18 protein-coding genes and 3 tRNA genes are annotated in these 25,111 nt (G+C 67.0%); 3 read left to right on the plus strand and 18 right to left on the minus strand.

Annotated features, from left to right (window positions below; all coding sequences use genetic code 11):
• Window position 1: 1 nt before the first annotated feature.
• A complete protein-coding gene (gene leuC, locus EAW56_RS05790) occupies window positions 2–1,423 on the minus strand; it encodes a 3-isopropylmalate dehydratase large subunit (protein WP_122085615.1) in 1,422 nt (473 codons plus the stop codon).
• A gap of 49 nt (window positions 1,424–1,472) precedes the next feature.
• Here leuC and EAW56_RS05795 point away from each other — a divergent pair, with 49 nt between their 5' ends.
• Entirely contained in the window at window positions 1,473–2,186 is a 714-nt protein-coding gene (locus EAW56_RS05795; RefSeq protein ID WP_122085616.1) for an IclR family transcriptional regulator, read from the plus strand.
• A gap of 14 nt (window positions 2,187–2,200) precedes the next feature.
• On the opposite strand, the gene EAW56_RS05800 is transcribed toward EAW56_RS05795, so the two are convergent.
• On the minus strand, window positions 2,201–3,889 hold the full coding sequence (locus EAW56_RS05800; RefSeq protein ID WP_122085618.1) for an alkaline phosphatase D family protein: 1,689 nt from the start codon (window positions 3,887–3,889) through the stop codon (window positions 2,201–2,203).
• Between the two features lie 145 nt (window positions 3,890–4,034).
• Between EAW56_RS05800 and EAW56_RS05805 the strand changes: the two genes are divergently transcribed.
• Window positions 4,035–5,972 (plus strand): purple acid phosphatase family protein, encoded by a 1,938-nt coding sequence (locus tag EAW56_RS05805; protein ID WP_167457400.1) that lies wholly within the window; start codon window positions 4,035–4,037, stop codon window positions 5,970–5,972.
• A gap of 306 nt (window positions 5,973–6,278) precedes the next feature.
• On the opposite strand, the gene EAW56_RS05810 is transcribed toward EAW56_RS05805, so the two are convergent.
• The 8 genes from EAW56_RS05810 to gltX form a co-directional block, all read right to left on the minus strand.
• A tRNA-Glu gene (locus EAW56_RS05810) sits at window positions 6,279–6,351 on the minus strand.
• 89 nt (window positions 6,352–6,440) lie between these two features.
• Complete coding sequence (gene chrA, locus EAW56_RS05815) at window positions 6,441–7,631, minus strand: chromate efflux transporter (protein WP_122085621.1); 1,191 nt, start codon at window positions 7,629–7,631, stop codon at window positions 6,441–6,443.
• The gene (locus EAW56_RS05820) at window positions 7,628–8,704 is read right to left on the minus strand and encodes an ABC transporter ATP-binding protein (protein ID WP_122085623.1); all 1,077 of its coding nucleotides are present in this window, start codon (window positions 8,702–8,704) and stop codon (window positions 7,628–7,630) included. The genes chrA and EAW56_RS05820 overlap by 4 nt, the downstream gene beginning before the upstream one ends.
• Window positions 8,701–10,323, minus strand: coding sequence for an ABC transporter permease (locus EAW56_RS05825; RefSeq protein WP_095536897.1), 1,623 nt, complete (start codon window positions 10,321–10,323; stop codon window positions 8,701–8,703). Before EAW56_RS05825 ends, EAW56_RS05820 begins: the two co-directional genes overlap by 4 nt.
• 13 nt (window positions 10,324–10,336) lie before the next feature.
• Window positions 10,337–11,395, minus strand: a complete 1,059-nt coding sequence (locus EAW56_RS05830) for an ABC transporter substrate-binding protein (RefSeq protein WP_415528532.1) — start codon at window positions 11,393–11,395, stop codon at window positions 10,337–10,339.
• A gap of 157 nt (window positions 11,396–11,552) precedes the next feature.
• Window positions 11,553–11,625, minus strand: a tRNA-Glu gene (locus EAW56_RS05835).
• A 35-nt stretch (window positions 11,626–11,660) separates the two neighbouring features.
• Window positions 11,661–11,732, minus strand: a tRNA-Gln gene (locus EAW56_RS05840).
• A 260-nt stretch (window positions 11,733–11,992) separates the two neighbouring features.
• A complete protein-coding gene (gene gltX, locus EAW56_RS05845; protein ID WP_095548299.1) occupies window positions 11,993–13,483 on the minus strand; it encodes a glutamate--tRNA ligase in 1,491 nt (496 codons plus the stop codon).
• Window positions 13,484–13,621: 138 nt separating this feature from the next.
• On the opposite strand from gltX, the gene EAW56_RS05850 reads away from it, so the two are divergent.
• Complete coding sequence (locus tag EAW56_RS05850) at window positions 13,622–14,755, plus strand: isochorismate synthase (RefSeq protein WP_122085626.1); 1,134 nt, start codon at window positions 13,622–13,624, stop codon at window positions 14,753–14,755.
• 12 nt (window positions 14,756–14,767) lie between these two features.
• Here the strand turns inward: EAW56_RS05850 and EAW56_RS05855 are convergent, their stop codons facing one another.
• From EAW56_RS05855 to EAW56_RS05890, 8 genes are all read right to left on the minus strand, one after another.
• Window positions 14,768–15,559, minus strand: coding sequence for a fumarylacetoacetate hydrolase family protein (locus EAW56_RS05855; RefSeq protein ID WP_095535166.1), 792 nt, complete (start codon window positions 15,557–15,559; stop codon window positions 14,768–14,770).
• A gap of 38 nt (window positions 15,560–15,597) precedes the next feature.
• A complete protein-coding gene (locus tag EAW56_RS05860; protein WP_095553048.1) occupies window positions 15,598–16,167 on the minus strand; it encodes a 3'-5' exonuclease in 570 nt (189 codons plus the stop codon).
• A 1-nt stretch (window position 16,168) separates the two neighbouring features.
• Window positions 16,169–18,040 (minus strand): DUF294 nucleotidyltransferase-like domain-containing protein, encoded by a 1,872-nt coding sequence (locus EAW56_RS05865; RefSeq protein ID WP_122085628.1) that lies wholly within the window; start codon window positions 18,038–18,040, stop codon window positions 16,169–16,171.
• Window positions 18,041–18,081: 41 nt separating this feature from the next.
• On the minus strand, window positions 18,082–19,584 hold the full coding sequence (locus EAW56_RS05870; protein ID WP_122085629.1) for a cell wall-binding repeat-containing protein: 1,503 nt from the start codon (window positions 19,582–19,584) through the stop codon (window positions 18,082–18,084).
• Window positions 19,585–19,640: 56 nt separating this feature from the next.
• Window positions 19,641–20,657: a 3-isopropylmalate dehydrogenase gene (locus tag EAW56_RS05875; RefSeq protein ID WP_122085631.1), complete on the minus strand. Its 1,017-nt coding sequence runs from the start codon at window positions 20,655–20,657 to the stop codon at window positions 19,641–19,643.
• A 113-nt stretch (window positions 20,658–20,770) separates the two neighbouring features.
• A complete protein-coding gene (serA, locus tag EAW56_RS05880) occupies window positions 20,771–22,354 on the minus strand; it encodes a phosphoglycerate dehydrogenase (protein ID WP_122085632.1) in 1,584 nt (527 codons plus the stop codon).
• Window positions 22,355–22,441: 87 nt separating this feature from the next.
• Window positions 22,442–23,305, minus strand: coding sequence for a hypothetical protein (locus EAW56_RS05885; protein WP_095536906.1), 864 nt, complete (start codon window positions 23,303–23,305; stop codon window positions 22,442–22,444).
• Window positions 23,283–25,100 carry a DUF262 domain-containing protein gene (locus tag EAW56_RS05890; protein WP_122085634.1) on the minus strand — a complete coding sequence of 606 codons (1,818 nt, stop codon included), beginning with the start codon at window positions 25,098–25,100 and terminating at the stop codon, window positions 23,283–23,285. The genes EAW56_RS05885 and EAW56_RS05890 overlap by 23 nt, the downstream gene beginning before the upstream one ends.
• Window positions 25,101–25,111 lie beyond the last annotated feature (11 nt).

A 25,111-nucleotide genomic window follows, 5' to 3' on the forward strand; every position in this document is an offset into this window, starting at 1 on the left:
CTTAGAGATCCGCGGGGCTGGCCAGGTGCCCGGTCACCGCAGTCGCGGCGGCCACCAGCGGCGAGACCAGGTGGGTGCGCCCGCCGGGGCCCTGTCGGCCCTCAAAGTTGCGGTTGCTTGTCGACGCCGACCGCTCCCCCGGCGCCAGCTGGTCCGGGTTCATCCCCAGGCACATCGAGCAGCCGGCGGTGCGCCACTCCGCGCCGAAACCGGTGAAGACCGCGTCCAGCCCCTCCTCTTCGGCCTGCTGCTTGACCAGCGTGGACGACGGCACGACGAGCATGCGGGTGCCGTCGGCAATGCGTCGGCCGCGCACGACCTCGGCGGCGGCACGCAGGTCCTCGATGCGCGCGTTGGTGCAGGAGCCGAGGAAGACGGTGTCGATGGCGATGTCGCGCAGCGGCGTGCCCGGGGTGAGGTCCATGTACGCGAGCGCCTTCTCGGCGGCTTGCTTCGAGCTGTCGTCGGTGAAGTCCTCCGGGTCCGGCACGTTTTCGCCCAGCGGGAGGCCCTGGCCGGGGTTCGTGCCCCAGGTAACAAACGGGGTGAGCGCCGAGCCGTCGATCTCGACGACGGTGTCAAAGGTGGCACCCTCGTCCGTGGGAAGCGTCTTCCAGTACTCGACGGCCGCGTCCCAGTCGGCGCCCTTCGGCGCGTACTCGCGGCCCTTAACGTATTCGAACGTCGTCTCGTCCGGGGCGACCATGCCCGCACGCGCGCCCGCCTCGATGGACATGTTGCAGATGGTCATGCGCGCTTCCATCGACAGCTTGCGGATCGCCTCGCCGCGGTACTCGATGATGTGGCCCTGCCCGCCACCGGTGCCGATCTTGGCGATGATTGCCAGAATCAGGTCCTTCGCGCTCACGCCCTCGGCGAGCTCGCCGGTGACCTCGACGGCCATCGTCCTAAACGGCTTGAGCGACAGGGTCTGCGTCGCCATCACGCGCTCGACCTCGCTGGTGCCGATGCCCATGGCGATGGAGCCGAACGCGCCGTGCGTCGAGGTGTGCGAGTCGCCGCACACAATCGTCATGCCGGGCTGGGTGAGTCCCAGCTGCGGGCCGACCGTGTGGACGATGCCCTGCTTGACGTCGCCCATCGGGTGCAGCCTCACGCCGAATTCCTCGCAGTTCTTGCGCAGCGTCTCCACCTGGATGCGCGACGTCGGCTCGGCGATCTCAAGCAGGTTGCCGTTCACGATGCCTTCAGTGGGTACGTTGTGGTCCTCGGTGGCCAGGTGCAGTTCGGGGTGGCGCATGGTGCGCCCGGCCATGCGCAGTCCGTCAAACGCTTGTGGGGAGGTGACCTCGTGGAGCAGCTGGAAGTCGATGTAGATAAGGTCGGGCTCGTCGCCCTTGCCTGCGGAAACGACGTGGTCGTTCCACACTTTTTCGGCCAGCGTCAGGGGCTGTTGCTCCATGGTGATTCTCCTTGGGTCAACGCACCGTCGAGAAGCGCTGCTTCCCAAAATGCGAGATGCTACTATCCATTACGTGAGACAGTATAGCGAAGACTCCGGCATCAAAGTGCTCGACCGTTCCGTAGCAATCGTCCGCTCGGTCGCGCGGGGCGACAAGACCCTCGCGCAACTCAGCGAGGACACGGGGCTGCCCAGGGCCACCACCCACCGCATTGCCACCGCGCTCGAGGTCCACCACATCCTCGCGCGCACCGACACGGGAGCCTGGACGGTGGGCCCCGCGCTCGAGTCGTTCTCTTCAGGTACGCCGCCGCGGCTGCTCAGTGCGGCGTCCCCCATCATGCGCGAACTCGTCGCCACGACCGGCGAGGCGGTCCAGCTCTACGAGCTCACCGGCGACACCCGCACGTGCATCGCCGCCGAGGAACCCGCGGCCGGCCTGACCTACACCGTGCCGGTCGGCTCGCAGCTCTCGCTCTCTGCGGGATCGGCCGCGCGAGTCTACGCCGCACATGCGCTTATCGACGCCACCCCGTTCCCCACCTCCGAACTGGACTCCGTGCGCGAGACGGGCTTGGCAGAATCCGTCGCCGAGCGCGAGGTCGGCCTCGCGTCCGTCTCGACGCCGGTGCGCGACCCCGACGGCTCGGTCATCGCGGTGCTCTCTATCTCCGGCCCGGCGGAGCGGTTCTCCCCCAGCCCCGCCGACAAGTGGGGCGCGGAGCTCCTAAGCGCCCGCGGCCGGCTCGAGGCCGCCCTCTAAGTTAAGCCTCTAAGTTAGGCCTCGACGAAGCCCTCGCCGATGCGCCACTGCTGCTCGTGCGCGAGCGACACGGTGGCGTCCGGGTCCTCGACGTCGGACACGCGGTAGTAGAGCATGTCGACGTAGTCGTGGTGGATGCTGGCGACCCCGTACCCGTGCCCGTCAAAATCGATGTGCTTGACCCACGGGTTGTTGTCACGAATGACCTTCTCCACCAGCAGCGAGGTGGAGTTGTCCTCCTCGTGGTAGGTGCCAAACGCGCTGGTAAGAATCTCGTCCACGTTGGGCGCCGAGATGGAGGTGGTAACCATCTCGCAGCCGATCTCGCCGTAGGTCGAGGAGATTGAGTTCGCCCACTCGGAGTGGATGTCGCCGGTGAGGAACAAGACATTGCTCTCCTGCTCGTCCAGCATCGTGAGCAGGCGGTTGCGCTCGGCAGCGTAGCCGTCCCACTGGTCCGAATTGACCGCGATACCGGTGGAGCGCTCCCTAATGAACCCAACGGCTTCATTCGCCTTGTCGTTGTCCGCGATGGTGACAAAGCGCATCGGGGAAATCATCACCGAGTTGCCCAGCACATCCCAGCGGGCGTTGGATTCCTGCAGCTGCTCGGCGAGCCAATTGAACTGCTCGCTGCCCAGCATCGTGCGATCTGGATCGTCGAATTGGTCGCTGCCGGACTCCTCGTCGCGGTAGGTGCGCAGGTCCATCATGGTCAGCTGCGCGAGCTTGCCAAAGTTGAAGCGGCGATAGATGCGGCGCTCTCCCGACAGGGATTCCGCGCGAACCGGAAGCCACTCAAAATAGGCCTGCATCGCAGCGTCGCGACGCTCATCAAACTGCCCTTCCTCGCGGCCGTCCGTGTGGTTCTCCGCGCCTTCGCGCCAGTTGTTGTTGGCCACCTCGTGGTCGTCCCACACCACGATCCACGGACAGGCCGCGTGCGCCGCCTGCAGGTTGAGGTCCGTACGGTAGCGCCCGTAGCGCTGGCGGTAGTCCTCCAGCGTGGTGATCTCCCACTCCGGGTGGTGCATACGAGCGACACCGCTCTTGCCCGCGTACTCGCCCGTGGGGTACTCGTAGATGTAGTCGCCCAAAAAGACCACGTGGTCGATCTCGCCACTGCGTCCGCGCTCGGCCATGTCCGCATACGCCCGGAAGTACCCGGATTCCCAGTTGGCACAGGAGGCGATGGCCAGGTTGAGCTGATCCAGGTCCGCGTCCTCCTTCGGCGCCGTCAGCGCGCGCCCGACCGGAGAGACCGCTCCCTCATGCTCGCCGCTTTTCACGACAAATCGGTAGAAGTACTCCGTCTCCGGCTTCAGTCCGGTCGGGTCCACGTGCACGGTGTGGTCCGACGACGCCACCGCCATGACGGAGCCCGTCTTCGGCTTCTTGAAGTCCTCAGAGGTGTCCAGCTGCCACTCCAGCTCCACATCTTCGCCCAGACCAGAACCCGGTAGCGCCTCGCGCGACGGGGTGACGCGCGTCCAGAGCACGACCCGGTCCGGCAGCGGGTCACCGGACGCGACACCGTGCAGGAACGGCAGGCCCCACTGGTCCGCAGTGGTGGGTGTTTCCGGGGTGGAGACGGTACCGGTGCGGGCGGCGTACGCCCCGGTGGCCCCCACAGCAGCGGCGGCAGCGGACGCTGCGGCCGCCTGCAGGACGACGCGACGATTCACACGAAACTCTGAGCTCATGACCGTTACTTTTACCCAACGCTCATGCCTCCGCAAGACGAACAGCGCAAAGTAAGTTACTGTTCACTTAAATTTCAGCTTTCCGCTGCTTTGCACGTAACCGCCTGTTCAGAATCTTCAGATTAAGTAAAGGACCATGGCCTTCATGCGTACCCCTCACCGTTCCCCCGCCCGCCGCGGCGCACTCGCAGCCGCACTTGCAGTGTCCCTCTTCGCCGCTCCCGTCGCAGTGCCCACGGCGCACGCCGCGACCAATGCGGTCGACCGCGTCGCCCTCGGTATCGGCGCTGACGAGACCCAGGCGAACGTCGCTTGGCAGTCCGCGCGACTCGGCGAGCAGTACCTCGAGTACTGGAAAAGCGACGATCCGTCGTCGAAGCAGAGCGTGACGTCGGAAAAGGGCCCCCGCGAGGCGCTGATGACCAACCTCGAGCCGGAGACTGAGTACACCTACCGCATTGGCAGCGACAAGATCGGTTGGACCGATGAGGCGACCTTCACCACCGGCGAGGAGTCGGATTCCTGGAACTTCCTCGCGTTCGCAGACGCGCAGATCGGTGTGGACACCAAGATCGATGAGCAGGCCGCCGCCTGGGACAAGGCAGTCACTACCGCCACCTCTGAGCACCCGGATTCCGCATTCATCATGCATCTGGGCGACCAGATCGAGGGCTGGGGTGCGCCGAACCAGCAGATGAAGGCGTTCCTGGCTCCGGAGAAGCTCAAGGAGTACCGCCTCGCCGTGCTGCGCGGCAACCACGAGACCTACGCCCCGGCCAGCATCTTCGACGACGGCTTCTACCTCCCCAACGAGGACGCCGATACCACCGACTACTTCTTCACCTACAACAACGTGCTGTTCATCGGCCTGGACGGCAACCGCAGCTCCAGCGAAGACATTCAGAAGCACGCGGAGTTTGTAAAGAAGACCATCGCCGAGCAGGGCAAGGACGCGGACTGGGTGATCGCCGGCATTCACCAGGCGCCATTCTCCCAGGGCACCCACTACACCGACAATGACGTCGTGCGTATGCGCAACGAGCTCACCCCAGAGCTGTCCAGCGCCGGCGTGGACCTCGTCCTCAGCGGCCACGACCACATCTACACCCGCACCCACCTCATGAACGGCGCCGACCCCGTCGTCCCTGAAAGCGCGGCGAAGGCGGGGGACGTACTCATCCCGGACGAGAACCAGGTCCTCTACGTCACCTCCACCACCGCGACCGGTGGCAAGTACTACGACTTCCAGGACGAGAACAAGGAGAAGCACCCGCGCATCCGCGAGGAGCGCGCGACGGACCTTGTGCACAAGTCCACGGCCCGCTGGCGCCAGGACTACAACCCGGACTACACCAGCATCGATGTCTCCCCGGAGTCCCTGAAGCTGACCACTTACAACATCAATACCCCGTACACGGTCGATCAAGTCACGCTGCAGAAGAAGGACGCGGCGAAGCCGGAGGAGACCACCACCCCGGCCAAGCCGTCCGAGGCCACGACCTCCGCGACCTCCGCGCAGGCGACGCCGACCACGGGCAAGACCAGCCCGGCCGAGACGACGACGGCAACGACCACCGTGCGGCAGGAGCCGAAGACCAGCGTGGTCACCACCACCGTGGAAAAGCCGGTCACCACGACGCAGACGGTGGACAAGACCACCGAGGTCCCGACCACGATCATCAAGGGCTCCCCGGCCCCGACCACGGTGACTACTGCGGTCCCGACGACCGTGCGCGAGGAGGTGGCGAAGACCACCACCAAGCTGGTGCCCACCACCATCACGCGCACGGAGGAGGTCGCCTCCACCGCGAAGGAAACCGTCAAGGAGACGGTTGAGAAGACCGTCGCTACCACCGCACACGCCACGGTGACCACCACCGCCGAGCCCACTGAGAAGCCGGACCAGCAGCCAAGCGAGAAGCCGAGCGACGACACCGAAGGCGCATCGAGCGGCAGCAGCGTCGCCGGCGCCGTCCTGCTCGCGCTCGGCCTGTTCGCTTCCCTGCTCGCCGTCATCGCCGGCATCTTCGCCCACCAGTACCCCGACCTGGTGCAGCAGATCCGCAACTACTTCAACATCTAGCTCAACGGCCATTGCCGCTTTGCGCCGCCGCCTGCCTCCACGAGGGGCCAGGGGCGGCGCACTGTGTATGAAGCGCCCGGAATCGGCGACGTCCAGGCAGGGGTGTATGAATCCGGAGCCGCCCCGACGGTGCCCAGTTGACGAGATCTCCGTGACGAAGACGCTGGAAAAACTCCGTGATCTCGTCAACCTGTCTTCGTCAAACAGTCCAAACTGCACCCCGCCGGCACGCCGGGCCAGTTACGGCCCACACGACAAAACCGGACCGGCTTCCACGCTGTGGTGAAAACCGGTCCGGCTACGTTGTACCCCGTACGGGATTTGAACCCGTGTTACCGCCGTGAGAGGGCGACGTCCTAGGCCACTAGACGAACGGGGCTCGTTCGCTGTCCTTGCGACTTTGTAAACAATAAAGGCAGACCCTACCACTTAGCAAATCGCCAGCTCATTCCCCGTTTTTCGCGCGGATCACAACGCGACAAAACCAACAAGCGCCGCGCCGATGACAACGGCCCACGCGGGCACCTTCCACGACCGCAGCGCAACGAAGGCGACCGCGGCGAGCGCCATCGTCGCGGGCCCTCCGATCCCCGAAGTAAACACCGGCGTGTACAGCGCCGCTGCCAGGATTCCCACTACCGCGGCGTTCGCGCCGGCGAGCACGCTGCGGCTTGCCGGGTGGGCACGCAGCTGGTCCCAAAACGGCATCGCCCCCGCCACGAGGAGCGCAGCGGGCAAAAAGATCGCCACCGTGGCCAGGACAGCACCCAGCGCCCAGTGGATGCCGTGTGCGCTCGCGCCGAGGAACGAGGCAAACGTGAACAGCGGCCCGGGCACCGCCTGCGCGGCACCGTAGCCGGCGAGGAAGACGTCCTCGCCCACGAGCCCGTTCGGCACCACGGCCTGTTCCAGCAGCGGCAGCACCACGTGCCCGCCGCCGAAGACGAGGGCGCCAGCGCGGTAGAAGGTATCCACGATGCCGAGGCCGACGTCGCCGCCTCGAGCAATCAACGGCAGCGCGACCAGCAGCCCGGCGAACAGCGCCAGGCACGTCACGCCCACGCCTTTGGACTGCTGGTACACGGCGCGGTCGCGCGACGCAGCATCGGCCGTGCCGCCGTCCCCGCGCAGCAAACCGAACCCGGCCGCCGCGCCGACGAGGATCGCGGCCACCTGGACCCAGGGGCTCGGCACGAGTAAGACCAGCACCATCGCGGACACCGCAATCAGCGCGCGCGACGCGTCTGTCACCAGCGAACCCGCCATCCCAATCACCGCGTGCGCAACCACGGCCACGGCGGCGGCTTTCATCCCGGTGAGCCAGCCGGCGTGGGTGGCGTCGTCAAGCGTGGCGAGCCCCAGAGCGAAGCACACCAGGGCGATTGCCGACGGCAACGTGAAGGCCGCCCACGCCGCCGCCATGCCCAGGTACCCGGCCCGGCGGAGGCCGAGCGCCATGCCGACCTGGCTGGAGGCGGGACCGGGGAGGAATTGGCAGAGCGCGACGAGATCGGCGTACTCGGAATCCGTGAGCCACTTCCGGCGCTCGACGAACTCGTCGCGGAAGTAGCCGAGGTGCGCCACGGGGCCGCCGAAGGAGGTGCAGCCGAGTTTGAGGAAGACGCCGAATACCTCGGCGACGCTGCCGCGCTGGCTCACTCCTGCTCCTTTGGCGTTGACGCGAAGACCAGTGGTGGGTCGATGCGGACCACCGCGGCGGTGTCGATCTCCGGGCGTGCGCTGCCGGGGGCGAAGGCACGGAACTCGTGGTCGCCCGCGCGCAGCGAGACCGAGTAGCCGTCGCGCTCGTAGAGCGCGGATGTCACGATCATCGTCATCGCCGTCGCTGTCGCGCCGTCGTGCCCGGCGCCGTCGAGGTGGACCATGGATGGCCGGACCGCCACCTCGACTTCGGTGCCGTCCGCCGCGGCGGTGCCCGAGAGCTCGGCGGGCCAGGACAGCTCGGGTAGGCTATCGACGACCACCCGTCCCCCATTGATCCGCCCTGGCAGCACGGTGGCGTCGCCCATAAACGACGCCACCCACGCCGACGCCGGCCGCGCGAGCAGGTCCGCCGGGGCAGCGATCTGTTCGATGACGCCGTCGCGAAGGACCGCGATGCGGTCGGCGATCGCCAGCGCTTCCTTCCGGTCGTGGGTGACGTGGACTGTCGTGAGGTTGTGCGTGCGCGTGAGCGCGACGAGCTCGCGCCGCAGGCCGTCGCGGAGGGGCTCGTCGAGGGCGGACAGGGCTTCGTCGAGAAGCAAAACGCTCGGCCGCGCGACGATGGCACGGGCGAGGGCGACGCGCTGGCGCTGGCCGCCCGACAGCGAGTCCGGTTTGCGCGCGCCGTACCCCGCCAGGCCGACGAGCTCGAGCACCTCTTCGACCCTGCTGCGGCGCTGCGATGCGGGCACCTTGGCCTGCTTGAGGGGGTAGGCCACGTTGGCCTCCACCGTCATGTGCGGCCAGACCGCGTGCTGCTGGAAGACCATGCCCATGTTGCGGTGCTCCGGCGGCACGGCGGACACATCGCGGCCGCCGATGCGGATCGTGCCGGACGTGGGGCTGAGGAAGCCGGCGAGGGTGCGCAGCAGCGTCGTCTTACCAGAGCCGGAGGGGCCGACGAGCGCGAGGAACTCGCCGCTCTGCACGTTCGCGTCGAGATTGTTGAGGCCGACGGTGCCGTCGGGAAACGCCACGGTCAAGTGCTCGAGCTGGATTTCGCTCACTTGGCGCTCCTTTCTGGGTTGCGGATGGTCAGGGCGAGCGCGACGATGCCAATGACGGCGAACATGAGCGCCAGCGCGGACGCCTGGTTGTAGTTGCCGGATTGCTGCAGGTTAAACAGCTGCACACCGATCGTGGTGGTGCCGGGCGCGATGAGCAGGATGGAGACAGTGAGTTCCCGCACCGCGGTGACCGCAACCAGCACCGCGCCGGAGACGACCGCGGGGATGGCCATGCGGCCGGTCGTATCAAGCATGGCGCGGAGCCGGCCAGCACCGGAGATGCGCGCCGCCTCCTCCACCGCGGCTGGCATGGACGCCAGCGGGGCACGCACTGCCTGCAGCACGAGCGCGGTGAACGCGCACACGTACGCCAGGAGGATCACCCACCGGGTGTTGTAAAGGTCGGTGTAGCGGCCGTAGATGACCCATCCGACGCCGATGATCAGCCCGGGCAGCGCCGTCGGGAGCAGCACGATCAGCGTCAGGGCGGTGTTCGAGCGCGCCCGTGTGCGGGTGACCAACAACCCGACTGCCCAACCAAGCAGGCCGCACAGCAGCGCAGCACCTAGCGCGAGGGTGACCGAATTGGTGAAGCCCTCGATCACACGCGGGTTCTCCAGGGTGGACTGGAAGTTCGACAGCGAGATGTTTTCCAGCGTAAATGGCACGCCCGGTGCGGGAAGCAGCGCGCGGTACGTCAGGCCGATGAGCGGCCCGAGGGTGAGCGCCAGCGCGACGATCCAGGCGACGACGGACACCGCCGCCCGCGACTTCCCCAGCGGCAGCGGCATCGACGCGCCAGTGTGGGTGGTGTTCGCGGCCCGGGCGGAGACGACGTAGTCCGCGACCACCGCCACGATCCCGAGGACAAGCAGCACCGTGCCGATGGTGGAGACCACCTGCAGCGGGTTGGCCACGATGCCTGACTCCATCATGCGGTAGACCATGGTGGCCAGCGTTTCGAAGCGGACAGGCGAGCCCAAGATCGACGGGATTCCAAAGTCGGCCAGGTTCGACACCGCGGTCAGCGTAAACGCGCTGAGGAACGCGGGGCCGAGCAGCGGCAGCGTGACCGTCCGTAGCACGCGGGCGTTGCCGGCGCCACTGATCCGCGCGGCGAGCTCCAAGTCGGCGGGGATGGAGCGCAGCGCCGCCGCGACGATGACGTACACCAGCGGGTAGGAGTGCAGCGTCATGAGGAAGATCACGCCGTCCGCTCCGTAGAGGTTCCAGATCTCGCGGCCGAACACAGCGTTGAGGCCCTGGTTGTTGCCAAACAGCTGCAGCCAAGAAATCGCACCAACAAACGGCGGGACGAGCAGCGGCGACAACAGCAGGATCCGCAGCGCGCCTTTGCCGTACACGTCTGTCCGCTCGAGCAGCAGCGCCACTGCCCCGCCGAGAAGCACCGCAAAGGCTGACGACGCCAACGTGGTCACCGCCGAGTTCAGCGTCGCCTTTCCAAGGCCTTGCTCCAGCAGGAGCGGAATCTGGTTGCCGCCGAGCGCGAGCGACACGACGAGCGCGAGCGGAGTGAGAAACAGCGCGGCGACGACCAGCCACACGCCGAGGCGCGCGAGGCCGACGCCGGTGATACGGCGAGAGGTGGGAGTGGGCACGGTATTAGTCGGGCTACTTCACCGCGTTCTGGAAGAACGAGACCGCTTCCTCGCGGTCGTTGGTCACCGACTCGAGGTCGGCCGCCATCAGCGGGATGTCCTTGAGGCTCGGTGCGTCGCCAGGTGTGCCCACCGAATCAATCACCGGCAGGTAGTTCTGCTCCACCGCCAGCTTCTGCCCCTCCTCAGAGAGCACGAAGTTGATGTAGCGCTGCGCAGCGTCTTGCGCATCGGAGTCCTTGAACACGGCAATGGGCTCGGTGATAAACGGCGCGCCCTCCTCCGGGTAGGACGTCGCGATCGGGGACCCCGCATCCGCCAGGTCGCGCACCAGGTAGTCCACCACGACGCCCACCGGGTGGCCGCCGCCCGCGATCTCCTGCGAGGTCGGGCCGTTGGACTTGGCAATCATCGGCTGGTTCGCGCCCAGCTTGGTGATCCACTCGTCGCCCAGCGCCTCGTTACCCTTCCACACCGTCGCGTTGTACGCGGCGGCGCCGGACACGGACGGGTCCGGCATGACGATCTTGCCCTGATACTCCGGGTCGGTGAGCGCCTGCCAGGAGGCGGGCGCGTTGCCCTGGTCGTACACGCCGGTGTTGTAGGCAATCACCGTCGGGATGATGCGGGTACCCACGTACATGTTGTCGGCGTCCTGCGCCTCCTCGATCACCTTGGAGGTGTCCACGTCCTTCAGCTCAGCCAGGTCGCCCGCCTCCTTGTACGTCTCAAAGGTCGGCGCGTCGGCGGCCCAGAAGATGTCGGCCTCGATGCTGCCCGCGGTCTTCTCCGCCTCAAGGCGCGCGGTGAGGTCACCGGTGCCAGCGCGGTAGACCTCCACGTTCACGTCCGGGTTGGCCTTCTCAAAGGCCTGGTTGATCTCGTCCACCTTCTCTTCCGGCTCGGAGGTGTAGACGGTGATCGTGGTCTCGCCGCCATCGGCCGCGGCCGTGGACCCGTTCTCGGTGGAATCCTCAGCGGAAGGTTCGGAGCAGCCAACCAGCAGCGCCGCCACGGATCCCGTGGCAAACAGGGCGGTCAGGGTGGTTTTCGCAGTCATGCGCATGTCAATCGTTCCTCGCACTCGGCCATTTTTAACGACCAATACCGTAGCAAGGACCCGGGTACTTCGCAGCGCGAACGCACTATTGCTTCTCGACGCCACTCCCCCGCCCCAAACGCAAAAAACTGAGGCGGCCAGCAAACTCGCTGACCGCCTCAGTATCTTGTACCCCGTACGGGATTTGAACCCGTGTTACCGCCGTGAGAGGGCGACGTCCTAGGCCACTAGACGAACGGGGCTTAAGGACACAGAACAACAATGTGAAGTTCTGTTGCTGGCCTACCTGGACTCGAACCAAGAATGGCGGTACCAGAAACCGCTGTGTTGCCAATTACACCATAGGCCATCGCTTTTCAGTGCTTACCGGAGTAAACTCTCTGTGAAGTTGTTTTCCGTGTTCGCTCTGAACAACGATGATTACTATAACCAGAACGCGCTATACATACCAAATCGCCTGGTCAATGCGCATTTTCGTCGTCTTAAATCACGCCGTTGTAAGTGTGCTTTTGCGGGCCCTCTCCTGTCCTGTGCTCAACCCTGCACAACAACGAAACCCGCGTGGCAGGCGGTGGGCCTGGCACGCGGGCGTCGTGAAGCGATGGGCGCCTATGCGGCGGTGAACGGGGTGACCTCGCGCGCGGCGCGCAGGCGGGTCAGCGTGGACTCCTTGCCCAGCAGCTCCATGGACTCGAACAGCGGCGGGGAGACCTGCTCGCCGGAGATGCCCACGCGCAGGGCGCCGAAGGCCTTGCGGGGCTTGAGCTCCAGCTTCTGGATCAGGGCCTCGTTGAGCGCCTCGTCGATGGCGTCGGTGGCCCACGCGGACTCGTCGATCGCCTCGAGGGCGGCGATGCCCTCGTCGAGCGCCTGGACCGCGTCCTCCTTGAGGTTCTTCTTCGCGGCCTTCTCGTTCAGCTGCAGCTCGGCGTCCGGGGTGACAAGGAACTTGAGGAGCCCGTAGGCGTCGCCAAGCATCTTGATGCGCGTCTGCACGAGCTCCGCGGCCAGCGCGAACTTGTCGGCCGGGTAGTCGGCCGGGAAATCGGTGTACTCCGTGAGGTAGGCGCGCAGGCGATCGCGGAAGTCCTCCGAGTCCAGCTGGCGGATGTGGTCGGCGTTGATGGCCTCGAGCTTCTTCTGGTCAAAGCGCGCGGGGTTGCCCAGCACGTCGTGCACGTCGAAGGCCTTGACCATCTCGTCGACGGAGAAGATGTCCTGGTCCGCGGACAGCGACCAGCCGAGCAGCGCGAGGTAGTTGATCATGCCCTCGGGGATGATGCCGGCGTCGCGGTGGTTGAACAGGTTGGACTCCGGGTCGCGCTTGGACAGCTTCTTGTTGCCCTGCCCCATCACGAACGGCAGGTGGCCGAACTCGGGCGTGAACTCCGCGACGCCGATGCGCTGCAGTGCCGCGTAAAGCGCGATCTGTCGCGGGGTGGAGGACAGCAGGTCCTCGCCGCGCAGCACGTGGGTGATGCCCATCAGCGCGTCGTCGACCGGGTTGACCAGCGTGTACAGCGGGGCGCCGTTGGAGCGGGCGACCACGAAGTCGGGCTGTGTGTTCGACTTGAACGTGACTTCGCCGCGGACCAGGTCGTTCCAGGTCCAGTCCTGATCCGGCATGCGCAGGCGCCACACGGGCTTGCGCCCCTCGGCCTCGAACGCGTCGATCTGCTCCTGGGTCAGGTCGCGGTCAAAGTTGTCGTACCCCAGCTGCGGGTCGCGGCCGGCGGCCTTGTGCCGCTCCTGCACCTCCTCGTTGGTGGAGTACGCGGGGTAGACCTCGCCGGCCTCGATGAGCTTGTCCAGCACATCTTTGTAAATGTCCATGCGCTGCGACTGGCGGTACGGCTCGTGCGGGCCGCCGACGTTGATGCCCTCGTCCCAGTTCAGGCCGAGCCACTCGAGCGACTCGATAATGGCCTGGTAGGACTCCTCGGAGTCGCGGGCGGCGTCGGTGTCCTCGATGCGGAAGACAAACGTACCGCCGCTGTGCCGCGCCTGCGCCCAGTTGAACAAGGCGGTGCGCACCATACCGACGTGCGGGGTGCCGGTTGGCGATGGGCAGAAACGTACGCGCATTGCAGAATCAGTCATGGGGTAAATAGTAGCGCGGACGCAAACAGCGTCAATTAGCAGGCAATTGCTTCTCGACGCCCCTCCCCACGCCCCCGACCACGAGCGCCAAATCCCCAAGAGTTGCCGCACACATTGCGGTTGCTAAAGTCTTCCCTTATGCCGCATACCCCCGCGTCCGATTCCCTCCGCCCCGCGAGCGCACCCGACTTCCTGCTCTCACGCCCGGGCGGCTCTGTGCGCACCCAAGGAGCCGCGCGCCGGTTCTCCGACGCGTGGGACGCAATCGACGCGCTCGAAGCGGGCGACGTGGACATGCTCGTCGGCGCCCTGCCGTTCGACCAGGACTGCCCCGCCGCGCTCACCGCCCCGGAAAAGATTGTGCGCGAGTCCGGCACGCTCGAGCCCCACCCCTACTACCGAGTGGGCCCGGGCGCCCAGCTCAGCGCGTCGGTGACCAGCTTCGACCCCTCGCCGCAGGAGCACCTGCGCCGCATCGAGGCCGCGATCGGCACGATCGAATCCTCCAAACTGAACAAGGTGGTCTTGGCGCGCGCCGTCGATATTGCCTTCGACCCGCCGGTTGATCCCCGGCTCGTCGCCGCGCGCCTGATTGACCTGTCGTACACCCGCGACGGCTTCATTGCGGACCTCACCCCCTCCGGCCGCACCGGCCACTTCTTTGTCGGTTCCTCCCCCGAGGTGCTGGTGAAGCGGCGCGGTTCGGAGGTGTCCTCGCGCCCGCTGGCCGGCTCTGCCGCGCGCATCCCGCACGACCGCGACGCCGACGAGGCGGCGGCCGCAGCCCTGTACAACTCGGCGAAGGACCTGGGTGAGCACGCCTACGTGGTTGAACACATCCGCCGCGTACTCGCACCGCTGTGCTCGCGCCTGGACATCCCCGACCGCCCGGAGTTGGAGAAGACCAGCGAGATGTGGCACCTTGCCACCCCGATCCGCGGCGAAATCAAGGATCCAGCGCCGAGCGCGCTGGACTTGGCGCTGCGCCTCTACCCCACTCCGGCCGTGTGTGGGACCCCCTCCGACGCGGCGGAGGCGCTGATCACCACCGCGGAGACCGACCGCGGTTTCTACGGCGGTGCGGTCGGCTACACCGACGCGAGCGGCGACGGTGAGTACATGGTGGCCATCCGCTGCGCCGAGGTCGACGCCGCTGGCGCCACCGCCCGCACCTGGGCCGGCGGCGGGCTCGTCATCGACTCCGACCCGCAGGCGGAGCTGGACGAGACGAGCGCAAAGCTGCGCACCATCATGCGCGCGCTCGGGCTCTAGGTCCGCCTGCCGCTACGCCTTCGCGACCGGGTTGCCCAGCGAGCCGATCCCGGGGATCTCAACCTCGATGAAGTCACCCGGCACCATCTCCGCGGTGCCCGCCGGGGAGCCGGTGGCCATGACGTCGCCCGGCAGCAGCGTGAACGACTGGGTGACCCACTCGATCATCTCACCGATGCTCATGATCATCTGCTTCGAGTTGGAATCCTGCTTCGTCTCCGTGGTGCCGTCGTGCGTGAGGTGGGCCTTGATGGGCAGGTCCGTGAAGTCGAACTTGTCCAGGTCCGTCTCAATCCAGGGGCCAAGCGGCGCGAAGGTGTCGATGCCCTTGGCGCGGGCCCACTGTCCGTCCGCGAACTGGAGGTCGCGCGAGGAGACGTCGTTGATAATGGTCACGCCGCGTACCACTGACTTCCAGTCCTTCGCTTTGACGTTCTTGCACGGCACGCCGATGACGACGGCGAGCTCACCCTCAAATTCCACGCCGGTGGCAAAGTCCGGGATGCGGATCGGCGCACCGGGGCCCACCACGGCTGTCGGCGGCTTGATAAAGATGGTGGGCGGCAGGTGCTCGGCAGATTCCTTAAACACCTCGGCAACGTGGTCCGCGTAGTTGCGGCCGACCGCCACGATCTTGCTCGGCAGCGTCGGCGCGAGCAGGCGCACGTCTTCCAGCTTGTATTCCTTGCCCGTGTACTCGGGGTCCGTGTAGGGGGTGCCGGCGATTGCCTTGGCCACCTTCCCCTCGTCATCGATGACCGCGAAGGTCATCCCTTCGGGTGTTGCAATTCGTCCAAAACGCATGCTGACGAGCATACCGAATTACATAGTGCAGTGATACATCACTCACCAGACAGGGCAAGGTAAAGTTCCGCACACGCCAGCGCGTCCGTCAGCGCGCTGTGGCTTGAGTACCGCGGCAGATTGTACCGCTGCCGCACCCGCGCCAGCCGCAAATCCTCCCCGCGCGGGTACGTGCCCATCCGCTCCATGTGACGCCGCTCCAGCGCCATCGTATCCACCACCTCACTGTCGCGCAGGACCCACTTCGTGCCGGTGACCTGCCCGCCCAGGCGCCCCAGAAACCCGGTCTCCATCTGGGAGAAGTGCGCCAGCAGCTTTCGCCCGTCGATCGCGCGCGCGAACGCCGCCCACACCTCGGCCGGGTCCTCGCCCAGGCGTGCAACGTCGTCGTCGGTGATGCCGTGCACCGTGGCGGAATCGCCCACCTGCGCGCCAGCGAGCACGTGGTATTCGGCTCGCGAGAGGTCGATCACCCGCCCGTCAAGCGGCACCCAGCCGACGGCCACCAGTTGGTCGCGCCCAGGGCGCAGGCCGGTGGTCTCGACGTCGACGGCCAGGAGCGCGGCGTCGACAAGCGTCCTGCGTGATGCTCTCGTGAACCCAAACATGTCACACCGCCTGGACCGGGTACTTGCTGGCCAGCGCATTTTGCAGCGACTTGATCACGCGGAAGCTGTCGCGCAGCGCGGCGCGGTCACGCTCGGTGAGCTCGCGCGGGTCGATGTGGTAGTCGGGCCGCTCGCCCGCGCGCAGCTGCCGCGCCTGGTGACGAAGGACCAGGTCGGAGAGGTAGTCGGAGGCGTCGAGAAGCTCGCGCGCCCCCTTCTCGGAGAGGGCAGTGCCTATCGACGCCCGCACGCGCTCCCTCGTCGCCACCTCCCCAACCCCCGCGACGATGGCGTACAGGCGCGCCATCTGGACGACCGCCGCGGTCCCGCCGCGCTTCACGTCCAGGGTGGAGGCGTACTCGCCACCGCGCTCGACGACGAGCCCCCGGAAGAACCCGATCGGCGGCTCGCGGAACGTGGCCAACGCCGCCAAATGGGTGTGGAGCCGCCGCGAGCCGTGCGCGGACGCAAGTGCGGACTCGCGCACCTCCCGGGCCACCCTCCGCGCCGCGTCGTCCGAGGCGAACACGGTGCGGAAGTCGAAGAAGACCTGCGCGTGCAGCAAGGCGTCGGGGTCGGGCGCGGTCACCCAGCGGTGGAAGGTGCGCTCCCACTGTGCCTGCGTCATCCGCCACGCCGCGTTGGACACCATCATCTCGCCCGGGCACAGCGCCTGCCCCGCCTCGCTGAGCCCCTGGCAAACAAACCTCCCGAGGGCGGCGAAGTACTCGCCGTGCGCCTCCGGGTCGTACGCGTTGCCCAACACCAACGCGTTGTCCTGGTCCGAGGCCGGCCCCATCTCGCCGCGCGCCTGCGAGCCCACGGCGACGAACGCGAACGGGACCGGCGGCGGGCCGAGCTCCTCGATGGCCAGGACGCACAGACGCCGCGCGATGGCGTCAGTGATCGAGGTGAGCAGACGCTGCGACTCGGCGGCGGTGGCCCCGCGCTCGAAGAATCGCGCCGACACCTCGGCGGCGCGGCGAAAAGCGCCGTCAAGGCCGGAGCGGCTACTGCGCTCCACGTCGGCGGCGAGGTAGATCGGGTCCGCCTGGAGCAGGCGCATAATGTCGCTGGAGGTCACCACGCCGACGATCCCGCCCGTGCCGGTGACCGGCAGGTGGTGCACGCCGAGTTCGCCCATGAGCAACATCGCCTCGAACACGAGGGCGTCCGCGCCGATGGTACGCACCGGCGCAGTCATCACCTCGCGCACCGGCCCGCGCGGGTCCTTGCACCGCGCCACGACGCGGGAGCGCAAGTCGCGGTCCGTCAGGATGCCGGGCCGCTGCGTCCCCGTTGCATCGGCGACGATCAGACACGTCACGCCCTGCCGGTCCATCTCGGCAGCGGCCTCCGCAATCGAGGTGCCGGGGTGGACGGTGGCAAGCTTGCGGTCGCGGAGCAGCTGGTCCAGCTCGGTGCGCAGCACCTCCGCGGAGCTCGACCTCCGGACCTCTTCCGCAGCAGCGCGCACACGGCGCGAGGCGGACTGAAAGAATCGCCCCAGGTCCGGGTAGCTGGCAAGGAGCTCGCTAAACGACGCGCGCGGCAGCAGCAGGAGCAAACTGTCTTCCACCGCAACCATGCCGTACTGCGATTCCCGCGCGCCGAGCAGCGTGGAGTAGCCAAAATTCTTGCCGGCATCGCGGCGGTCCAGCAGCACGCCGTCCCCGGAGACGATGTCCACCGCGCCGGAGCGGATGATGTGGAGTGCGTCGTTGACCTGCCCGGGCGCCACGATCGTCTCGCCCCTACGGACGTACGTCACTGTCATTTGCGCAGGCAGGCCGGCGAGCACTTCCTCCGGCAGGTGCGAGAACGGCTCGTGCTGGCCGAGGAAACCTGCGACTTCTTCAAGTTCGACGCTCATGCCCCAACACTAGCGTGGGGCAGCGCACAATATCAGCGGCTTTACTGGTAGCTCACAAACCACGGGCGGGGCTGGACGTCGTTGAACGTCTGCTCCGGGCTGAAGGTCGGGGTGTCCTCGTCCAGGAAGTTCTTCCACGCCATGAAGAAGCGCGGGTTCAGGCCCTCCCGTAGCACGTTCCAGGTATCAAACTTCTGCCCCGGGTCGCCGTGCCCGTCGGCGTGCAGCACGTACGCGAGCTCGTCGCGGTCGGTGCGGATGTTCTGCCGGTCGGGGAACATCTGTACCTGGAATTGGTGCAGCACAAACGCCTTCTGTGGCAAGTTGTTGTCGCGCGTGAGGTCCGCGAGCCAATCGGCAACGACGTTGATCTCCTCGGCGGTGGCGGAGCCCACGCGGGACAGCGGCGCCTCGCCCGGGTTGAGCTTCCACTCCGCGTCGAGTGCAAGGCCGACGTTCGGTCGCTTCAGCAGCTCCTCGTACATCTGCACTTGGTGGAGGAAGTCGCCCTGGCCCGGTTGCATGTCCAGCACGGCGTAGCCGCCCGCCTCCGTGATCGCATCGATGTACGGCACGACCGATTCTACGGGCGCCTCGTTGGAATAGTCGCCGTCCTCGCCCGGCGAGTTGGACGCAACGGTCACGATGATCTCAAACGCCGGAATTACCGGTTCCCCGGCCAACGGCTGGTACTTGCTGGCGTAGTCTTTGGCCATCGCGGCAGCCTCTTGCGGCGGCTGCTCGCCCATCACTCCCAGCTCGGGCGCGAACGAGTGACCATAGAGCGCGATCATCCTGCGCCCCGGGAAGACCAGGCCGCCGCCGCCCGGCAGCTCGCCGTTGCCCGCCAGCTCCACGCGGCGCGCGAACGCATCGGTGCCGCCCCACTGCAGGCCAAGCGCGAGCGTGTCCTGGTCGGAGACGGTACGCATGCTTTCCGACGTCACACGCGGATCCGGGTATGCCACCACCTGCACGTCAGCGCCTGCGGCGCGCGCCGTCGCGGCCGCCGCGCGCGAGGTCTCGGCGGTGGCGAGCATAGGCGGGAGCTCGCGCTCGCCCTTGTTCGGCGCATCGAGCGCGGCGATCGCGGCGACGTCCTGTTCCGGCGCGTCGCTCTGCACGGGCTCGGTGGCGTCGTCGGCGGTGTCCTGCGCGCCCGCACCGACCTCGATGACCTCGTCGGCGCCGAGCCGTTCCAGCTCCGCGCTCACCGCGTCGTCCGTCGCCGGGTAGCGCACGAGCATCGGCGCCCCCTTGTCCACGGCGAGCGCCGCCGCCTTCAGCTGGTCCTCACGCTTCGGGCCGGACACCACGGCGGTGTCGGCGGCGTCAAAAAGCCGACGCGACACTTCGACGCCGGAGCCGTCGGCGTCGTCAATCGCCTCGGCACCATGCGTCTCCAGCTTGTCGGGCTGCGGCGAGGATGCCGCGCCGATGCCGCCCTCACCGCACGCGGTCAGGGCGAGGCTGGAGGCCAGCACTACGGCCAGCCCCACCGCCCCAATTACCTTCCTACGGGCTCGGTTCGTGCTGGCGGACATCGCGGGAACGCTCATACGGGAGTGCACCTTTCATCTGTCTAAAGCTGGCTGACAGATTACTGCAGTGCTGCCGCGATCCGGGTTCCGACCTCCTCGGTGCGCACCGCGCCGCCGTCGCGAGCAGCCACCTCATCCTCAACCGCGCGCTCAATCCGCGTGGCGTTCTCCTCATCGCCGAGGAAGCGCAGCATCATCGCCACGGAAAGAATCATCGCGGTCGGGTCCGCTATCCCCTGCCCCGCGATGTCCGGCGCCGAACCGTGCACCGGCTCGAACATGGAGGGGAACTCGCCCGCGGCGTTGATGCTGCCGGAACACGCCTGCCCCACGCCGCCCGTGATGGCGCCCGCGAGGTCCGTCAGGATGTCGCCGAACAGGTTGTCGGTCACGATCACGTCGTAGCGCGACGGATCATCCACCATGTAGATCGTGGCGGCGTCGATGTGGTTGTAGTCCACGTCGACCTCGGGAAACTCCGAAGCAAGCTTATCGACGACACGCTGCCACAACCCGCCCGCGTTCACCAGCACATTCGTCTTGTGCACCAGGGTGAGCTTCTTGCGACGCGTCATGGCCAGCTCGAAGGCGTAGCGCACCACGCGCTCCACGCCGAAGTAGGTGTTCTGGCTCACCTCGGAGGCCACCTCGTGGTCGGTGCCCTGGCGCAGCGTGCCACCGTTGCCGGCGTAGAGCCCCTCGGTGCCCTCGCGCACGACGACGAAGTCCACGTCGCCGGGGTTGGCCAGCGGGCTCGTCGACGTCGGGAACAACCGCGACGGGCGCAGATTGACGTAGTGGTCAAGCTTGAACCGCAGCGGCAGCAACAGACCGCGCTCCAGCACGCCCGCGGGGACGTTGGCTGGGTCGCCAACCGCCCCGAGAAGGATCGCGTCGTGCGACTTCAGGCTGTCCAGGTCCGCGTCCGTGAGCAGCTCGCCGTTGCGGAGGTAGCGGCGCGCGCCAAGGTCGTACTCGGTGGTCTCCACGTCGTTGTGGACAGCGCGGAGCACCTTGAGGCCCTCCGCCATGACTTCGGTCCCGATGCCGTCGCCAGCAATCACAGCCAGTTTCATTTTCTGAGATTCCTTTCCCACATATTGGACTACGGGATAGCGTAACAGCTCCGCCGGCGAAAAATCGGCGCTGCGCGGAAAAGGATTCAGGACCGAGTCCAGCCCGGAACGACCTAGTCCAGGTCGATCTGCAGCGCGGAGGCGCCGAGCTCCTGTGCAATCTCGTTGACCAGGGCCTCCGGCACCTCGGCCTCGACGCGCAGAATCAGGATTGCGCCATCGCCCTTGGACGCCTGCGTGAGCGCGGCGGCCTCGATATTGATGCCCTTGTTCCCCAGTTTGCTGCCCACCGTGCCCAGCGCACCGGGCGCGTCCGTGTACTGGAAGAACAGGTTGCGCCCCTGCGCGCGCATGTCCACGCCGCGGCCGTTGATGCGCACGATCTTCTCCACGCCCTCGAGGCCGGTGAGCGCGCCCGTGACCGAAACGGCGTTGCCCGCCGCAGAGACCACCTGGACCTCCAGCGCGCTGCGGTGCGCCCGCGCCTCCGTCTGCGTCTCCACCGAGTACTCCAGCCCGCGCGACTGCGCGATCTGCGGCGCGTTCACAAACGTCACCGGCTCATCAATGATGCCGGAGAACAGGCCGCGCACAGCGGACAGCCCCAGCGAATCAATCTGTTCCGTGGACAGCTCGCCGCGCGCGGTCACCTTCAGCGACGTCGGCGCGCCGTCCAGCAGCTCGCCGGCGATGAGGCCGAGCTTGCGCGACAGCTCGAGCCAGCGAGCGACCTCCTCGCCCACGCGGCCGCCGGTGATGTTCACCGCGTCGGCGACGAACTCGCCGGCCAAGGCCTTGAGTACCGAGTCCGCAACGTCCGTGCCCGCGCGGTCCTGCGCTTCCACCGTGGACGCGCCCAGGTGCGGGGTGACGACGACCTCGTCCAGGGCAAACAGCGGCGAATCGGTGCACGGCTCGGTGGCGTACACGTCGAATCCGGCACCGCGGATGGGGCCGTTCACGATGGCGTCGGCAAGCGCCTGCTCATCGACCAGGCCACCGCGGGCCGCGTTAATGAGGATCTGCCCCTCCTTCGCCTTGGAGAGCAGGTCCGCATTGAACATGCCTGCGGTCTCCTTCGTCTTCGGCAGGTGGATGGTAACGAAGTCGGCGCGTCCCATGAGCTCCTCCAGCTCCACGAGCTCAACGCCGAGCTGCGCGGCGCGCGCCGGATTCGCGTACGGGTCGTAGGCGATGACGGTGGTCTCGAACGCGCTGAGGCGCTGCGCAAAAAGCTGGCCGATGTGGCCGAAGCCGACGATGCCGACGGTCTTGCCAAAGACCTCAACGCCCTTGAACGACGAGCGCTTCCACTCGCCGTCGCGCAGCGTCTTGTCCGCCGCCGGGATCTGGCGCGCGGTGGACAGCAGCAGCGCGATCGCGTGCTCGCACGCGGAGTGGATGTTGGAGGTCGGCGCGTTGGCCACCATGACACCGCGCTCGGTCGCGGCGTCAATGTCTACGTTGTCCAGCCCGACGCCGGCGCGGCCGATGATCTTCAGGTTCGGCGCTGCCTGGATCACCTCGCGGTCCACGGTGGTGGCGGAGCGCACGAGCAGTGCGTTCGCGTCAGGCACCGCGGCGAGCAGCTCGTCGCGGTTCGGGCCATCGACCCAGCGCACCTCCACGGAGTCTCCAAGCGCTTCGACGGTTGATTGGGACAGCTTGTCTGCGATCAGCACGACCGGTTTGGACACTGGGGATCGTCTCCTGCGGTATTTCAATAAAGGAATAGGTACGGGGGTAACTTTAATGTCCGCAGGCACGCTTGTCTGCCATCCGCGCTAATATTTTTCTTCCGCCTGCATAATTCGCTCCGGAATGTCGCTCGCCGGCTCGAATTGCGTCCCGAGTGCAATGAGCGGTGCGTCCGCCAGGCCCGCCATCGCCAGCAGCGTGTCCTCGGATTCGCGGGGGTCCGGGTTGTCCACCATCGTGACCCGCGCGCCGAACGCCCGGGCGTTTGCAATCGAAGCAATTGACGACGCCCGCGTGGCCACCACCTGCGGCGCCATATCCGCATCGCGGCGCGAATGGACCGGGAACGGCTTCGCCACCGCGTTCGGCATCACCTGCGGCTCCGCCCAATTGGCGTGCAGCCACGTCGGCACCGACGTATCCAGGTCGGCGATCACCTCCTGCGCGTCCGCCGGGTCGTGCACGGGCCGTTCGTGGAACCGTACCGAGGTCATCTTGCCCAGCGCGTCGATCCCGCCCGGATCGCGGTAGACGCGCACGCTCCCGGACGCCGGCGCGATCGCCACATCGCCCACCGTGAGCAGCGTAAACGTTTTCAGACGCTTCACTTCCTGCGTGATCTGCCCGTGGTGATCTTCGTCGTAGACCAGCATCGGCGCGTGCGCGTACGCGGCAATCGACGCCGCCCGCAGCTGCGCCTCCACGCTGGAATCCGACACCACCAACGTCTCGGACGTGTTGAAGAAGTACTCGGAGCTGACAAGCCCGTTCGTGTCATCGAGCACAACCGGGTGATCATCAAACGCAGTGGAGACGTGCCGCGACTGATTCGCGGCCCGGGCCTGGTCCAACGGGGTACTTGTGTCCTCGCCCGCGCACCCGCCGACGGCGAGCGCCACGCAGCACATCGCCGCGGCGAGGCCCCGGCTAGCTTTCTGCTTCGCTGCCATTCTCCCCGTCTGCGTGATTGGTGCGCGTGCCGAGGGCCCCGAGGGCTCCGTCCAGGTCGCGGACGACCGGCTTGTCCAGCGCGTACTCGATGATGCCCACGAAACGGTCGCGGCGGTCATGGATAAAGCTGTTCCAGTCCGAGTTCAACAGGTCGGCCGGGCGAATCTCGTGGCCCTCCAGCATTGCGTCGAACTCTGCGTCATCCATCAGGGACTTCGACTGCAGGCGCGGCAGGTACCGCTTCGGCTCATTGTTCTCCATCACCACGTCGGTGCGCCGCCCCATCGGGGTGCGGTTGAGCACGGAGTCAGCCAGCTCCTCGGTCGCGCCGGCCTGCAGGCAGAACTCGCGCGGGAAGACGGTGTGGAAGCGCGGCTGCAGCTCGGCGATGGTGTCGCGGTTGAGCGGCTTCCCGGTGCGCCAGTCGAGCGCTCCGCGGGCCATCAGCAGGGAGTACAGCCCGCGGTACACGCCGCTCTCCGCCGTCGCGGACTGCAGGCGGGACTCGTGGAACTGCGCGTCGCCCACGGTGCGCGGCACCTCGTCGGTGTCCCCGCGGACCCAGGGGGTGACCTCGGTGACGTCGAGGCCGGCGCGAATCGTCGGCGCGTGCGCGCCGTAGAGCTCGCCGAACACGCCGGACCAGTACCAACGGTTGAGTCGGTCGCGCGGCTCCTTCTCGTCCAGCAGTCCGGGCTGCTCGGCCAGTCGCGCGAGGATGACGGCCAGCGGAATGATCTGCGAGGAGTACGGGACCTGGTCGATGGCCAGGATGCACCGCTCCGCGAGGAACTCGGCAGCGGCAACGAAGGCATCGGCCAGCTCGTCGCAGTGCGTCAGGTAGTCGTGCAGCGAGATATTCAGGATGTCGCCGCGGTGCCCCACCGCGTTGCCCTTCCTGCTGGTGATCAGGAGCGACAGCCCACGCAGGAACTCGATGCGCCCGATCCCGTCCAGCGCCGGGTACAGGCGCAGCGTGTGTTCGATGTGCGCGAAGTGGTCGGCCAGGCGGAAGTTGGGGTCTTCAGTGGCGAATACGGCGGTGAGCAGCTCGAAGACATCCATCTGCACACCGGCAGAGTTGGCGTGCGCGAAGATCTGGCCGACGCCGATCTGCGAGGTTTCACGGTCAATCCGGATCACAGGCACGTCGTACGCCGGCAGCCAGCGCAGGACCTCGTTCTGGAACGTCTTCACCGCGGCGCGCATCTCCGGGTCGTCCGTGTCGGCGGCCATATCAATGAGGAGGTCGTTGCCTTCCTTCCACAGCAGCATTGAAACGGGCACGACGCCGTGCGCCAACATGTCCTCGCGGGAGTGGATGCCCCCGTCGATCTGCGGGCCGAAGTGGGAGCGCACCTGACCGTCCGGGTCGACGGCAAAGACCGCTTCGACCGGCATCGGGTCGGCGGCCACCGCGGCGCGCACGTCGACGAAGAAGCGGCGACGGATGCGCCGGCCCAGGTAGTCCACCGTCGGGATCTCGCCGGCGCCCTTCAGGGCGTAGAAGAGCGAGGTGAGGCGCTGTTGACCGTCGAGAAGCAAAAGCCCCGGCTCCCGATCCCCCGTCGTCAGACCGTCGAGCGGGCGCGGGCGGAAACGCATGGGCGCGTTTCGGGTGTCCAGGGCAAGGAAAGATCCGATGGGGTAACCGCGAAGCACTGAGGTGACCAGGGTGCGAATCCTGTCAACATCCCAGATGTATTCGCGCTGGAAGTCGGGCAACTGCAATTCGCCACGTTCAGCACGGGCGAACAAGTCCTTCAAGGAATAGCTTGGCGTCGTAAAACCCATGCCCCAACCTT

It is taken from the genome of Corynebacterium gottingense, from assembly GCF_003693265.1.
GTDB lineage: Bacteria > Actinomycetota > Actinomycetes > Mycobacteriales > Mycobacteriaceae > Corynebacterium > Corynebacterium gottingense.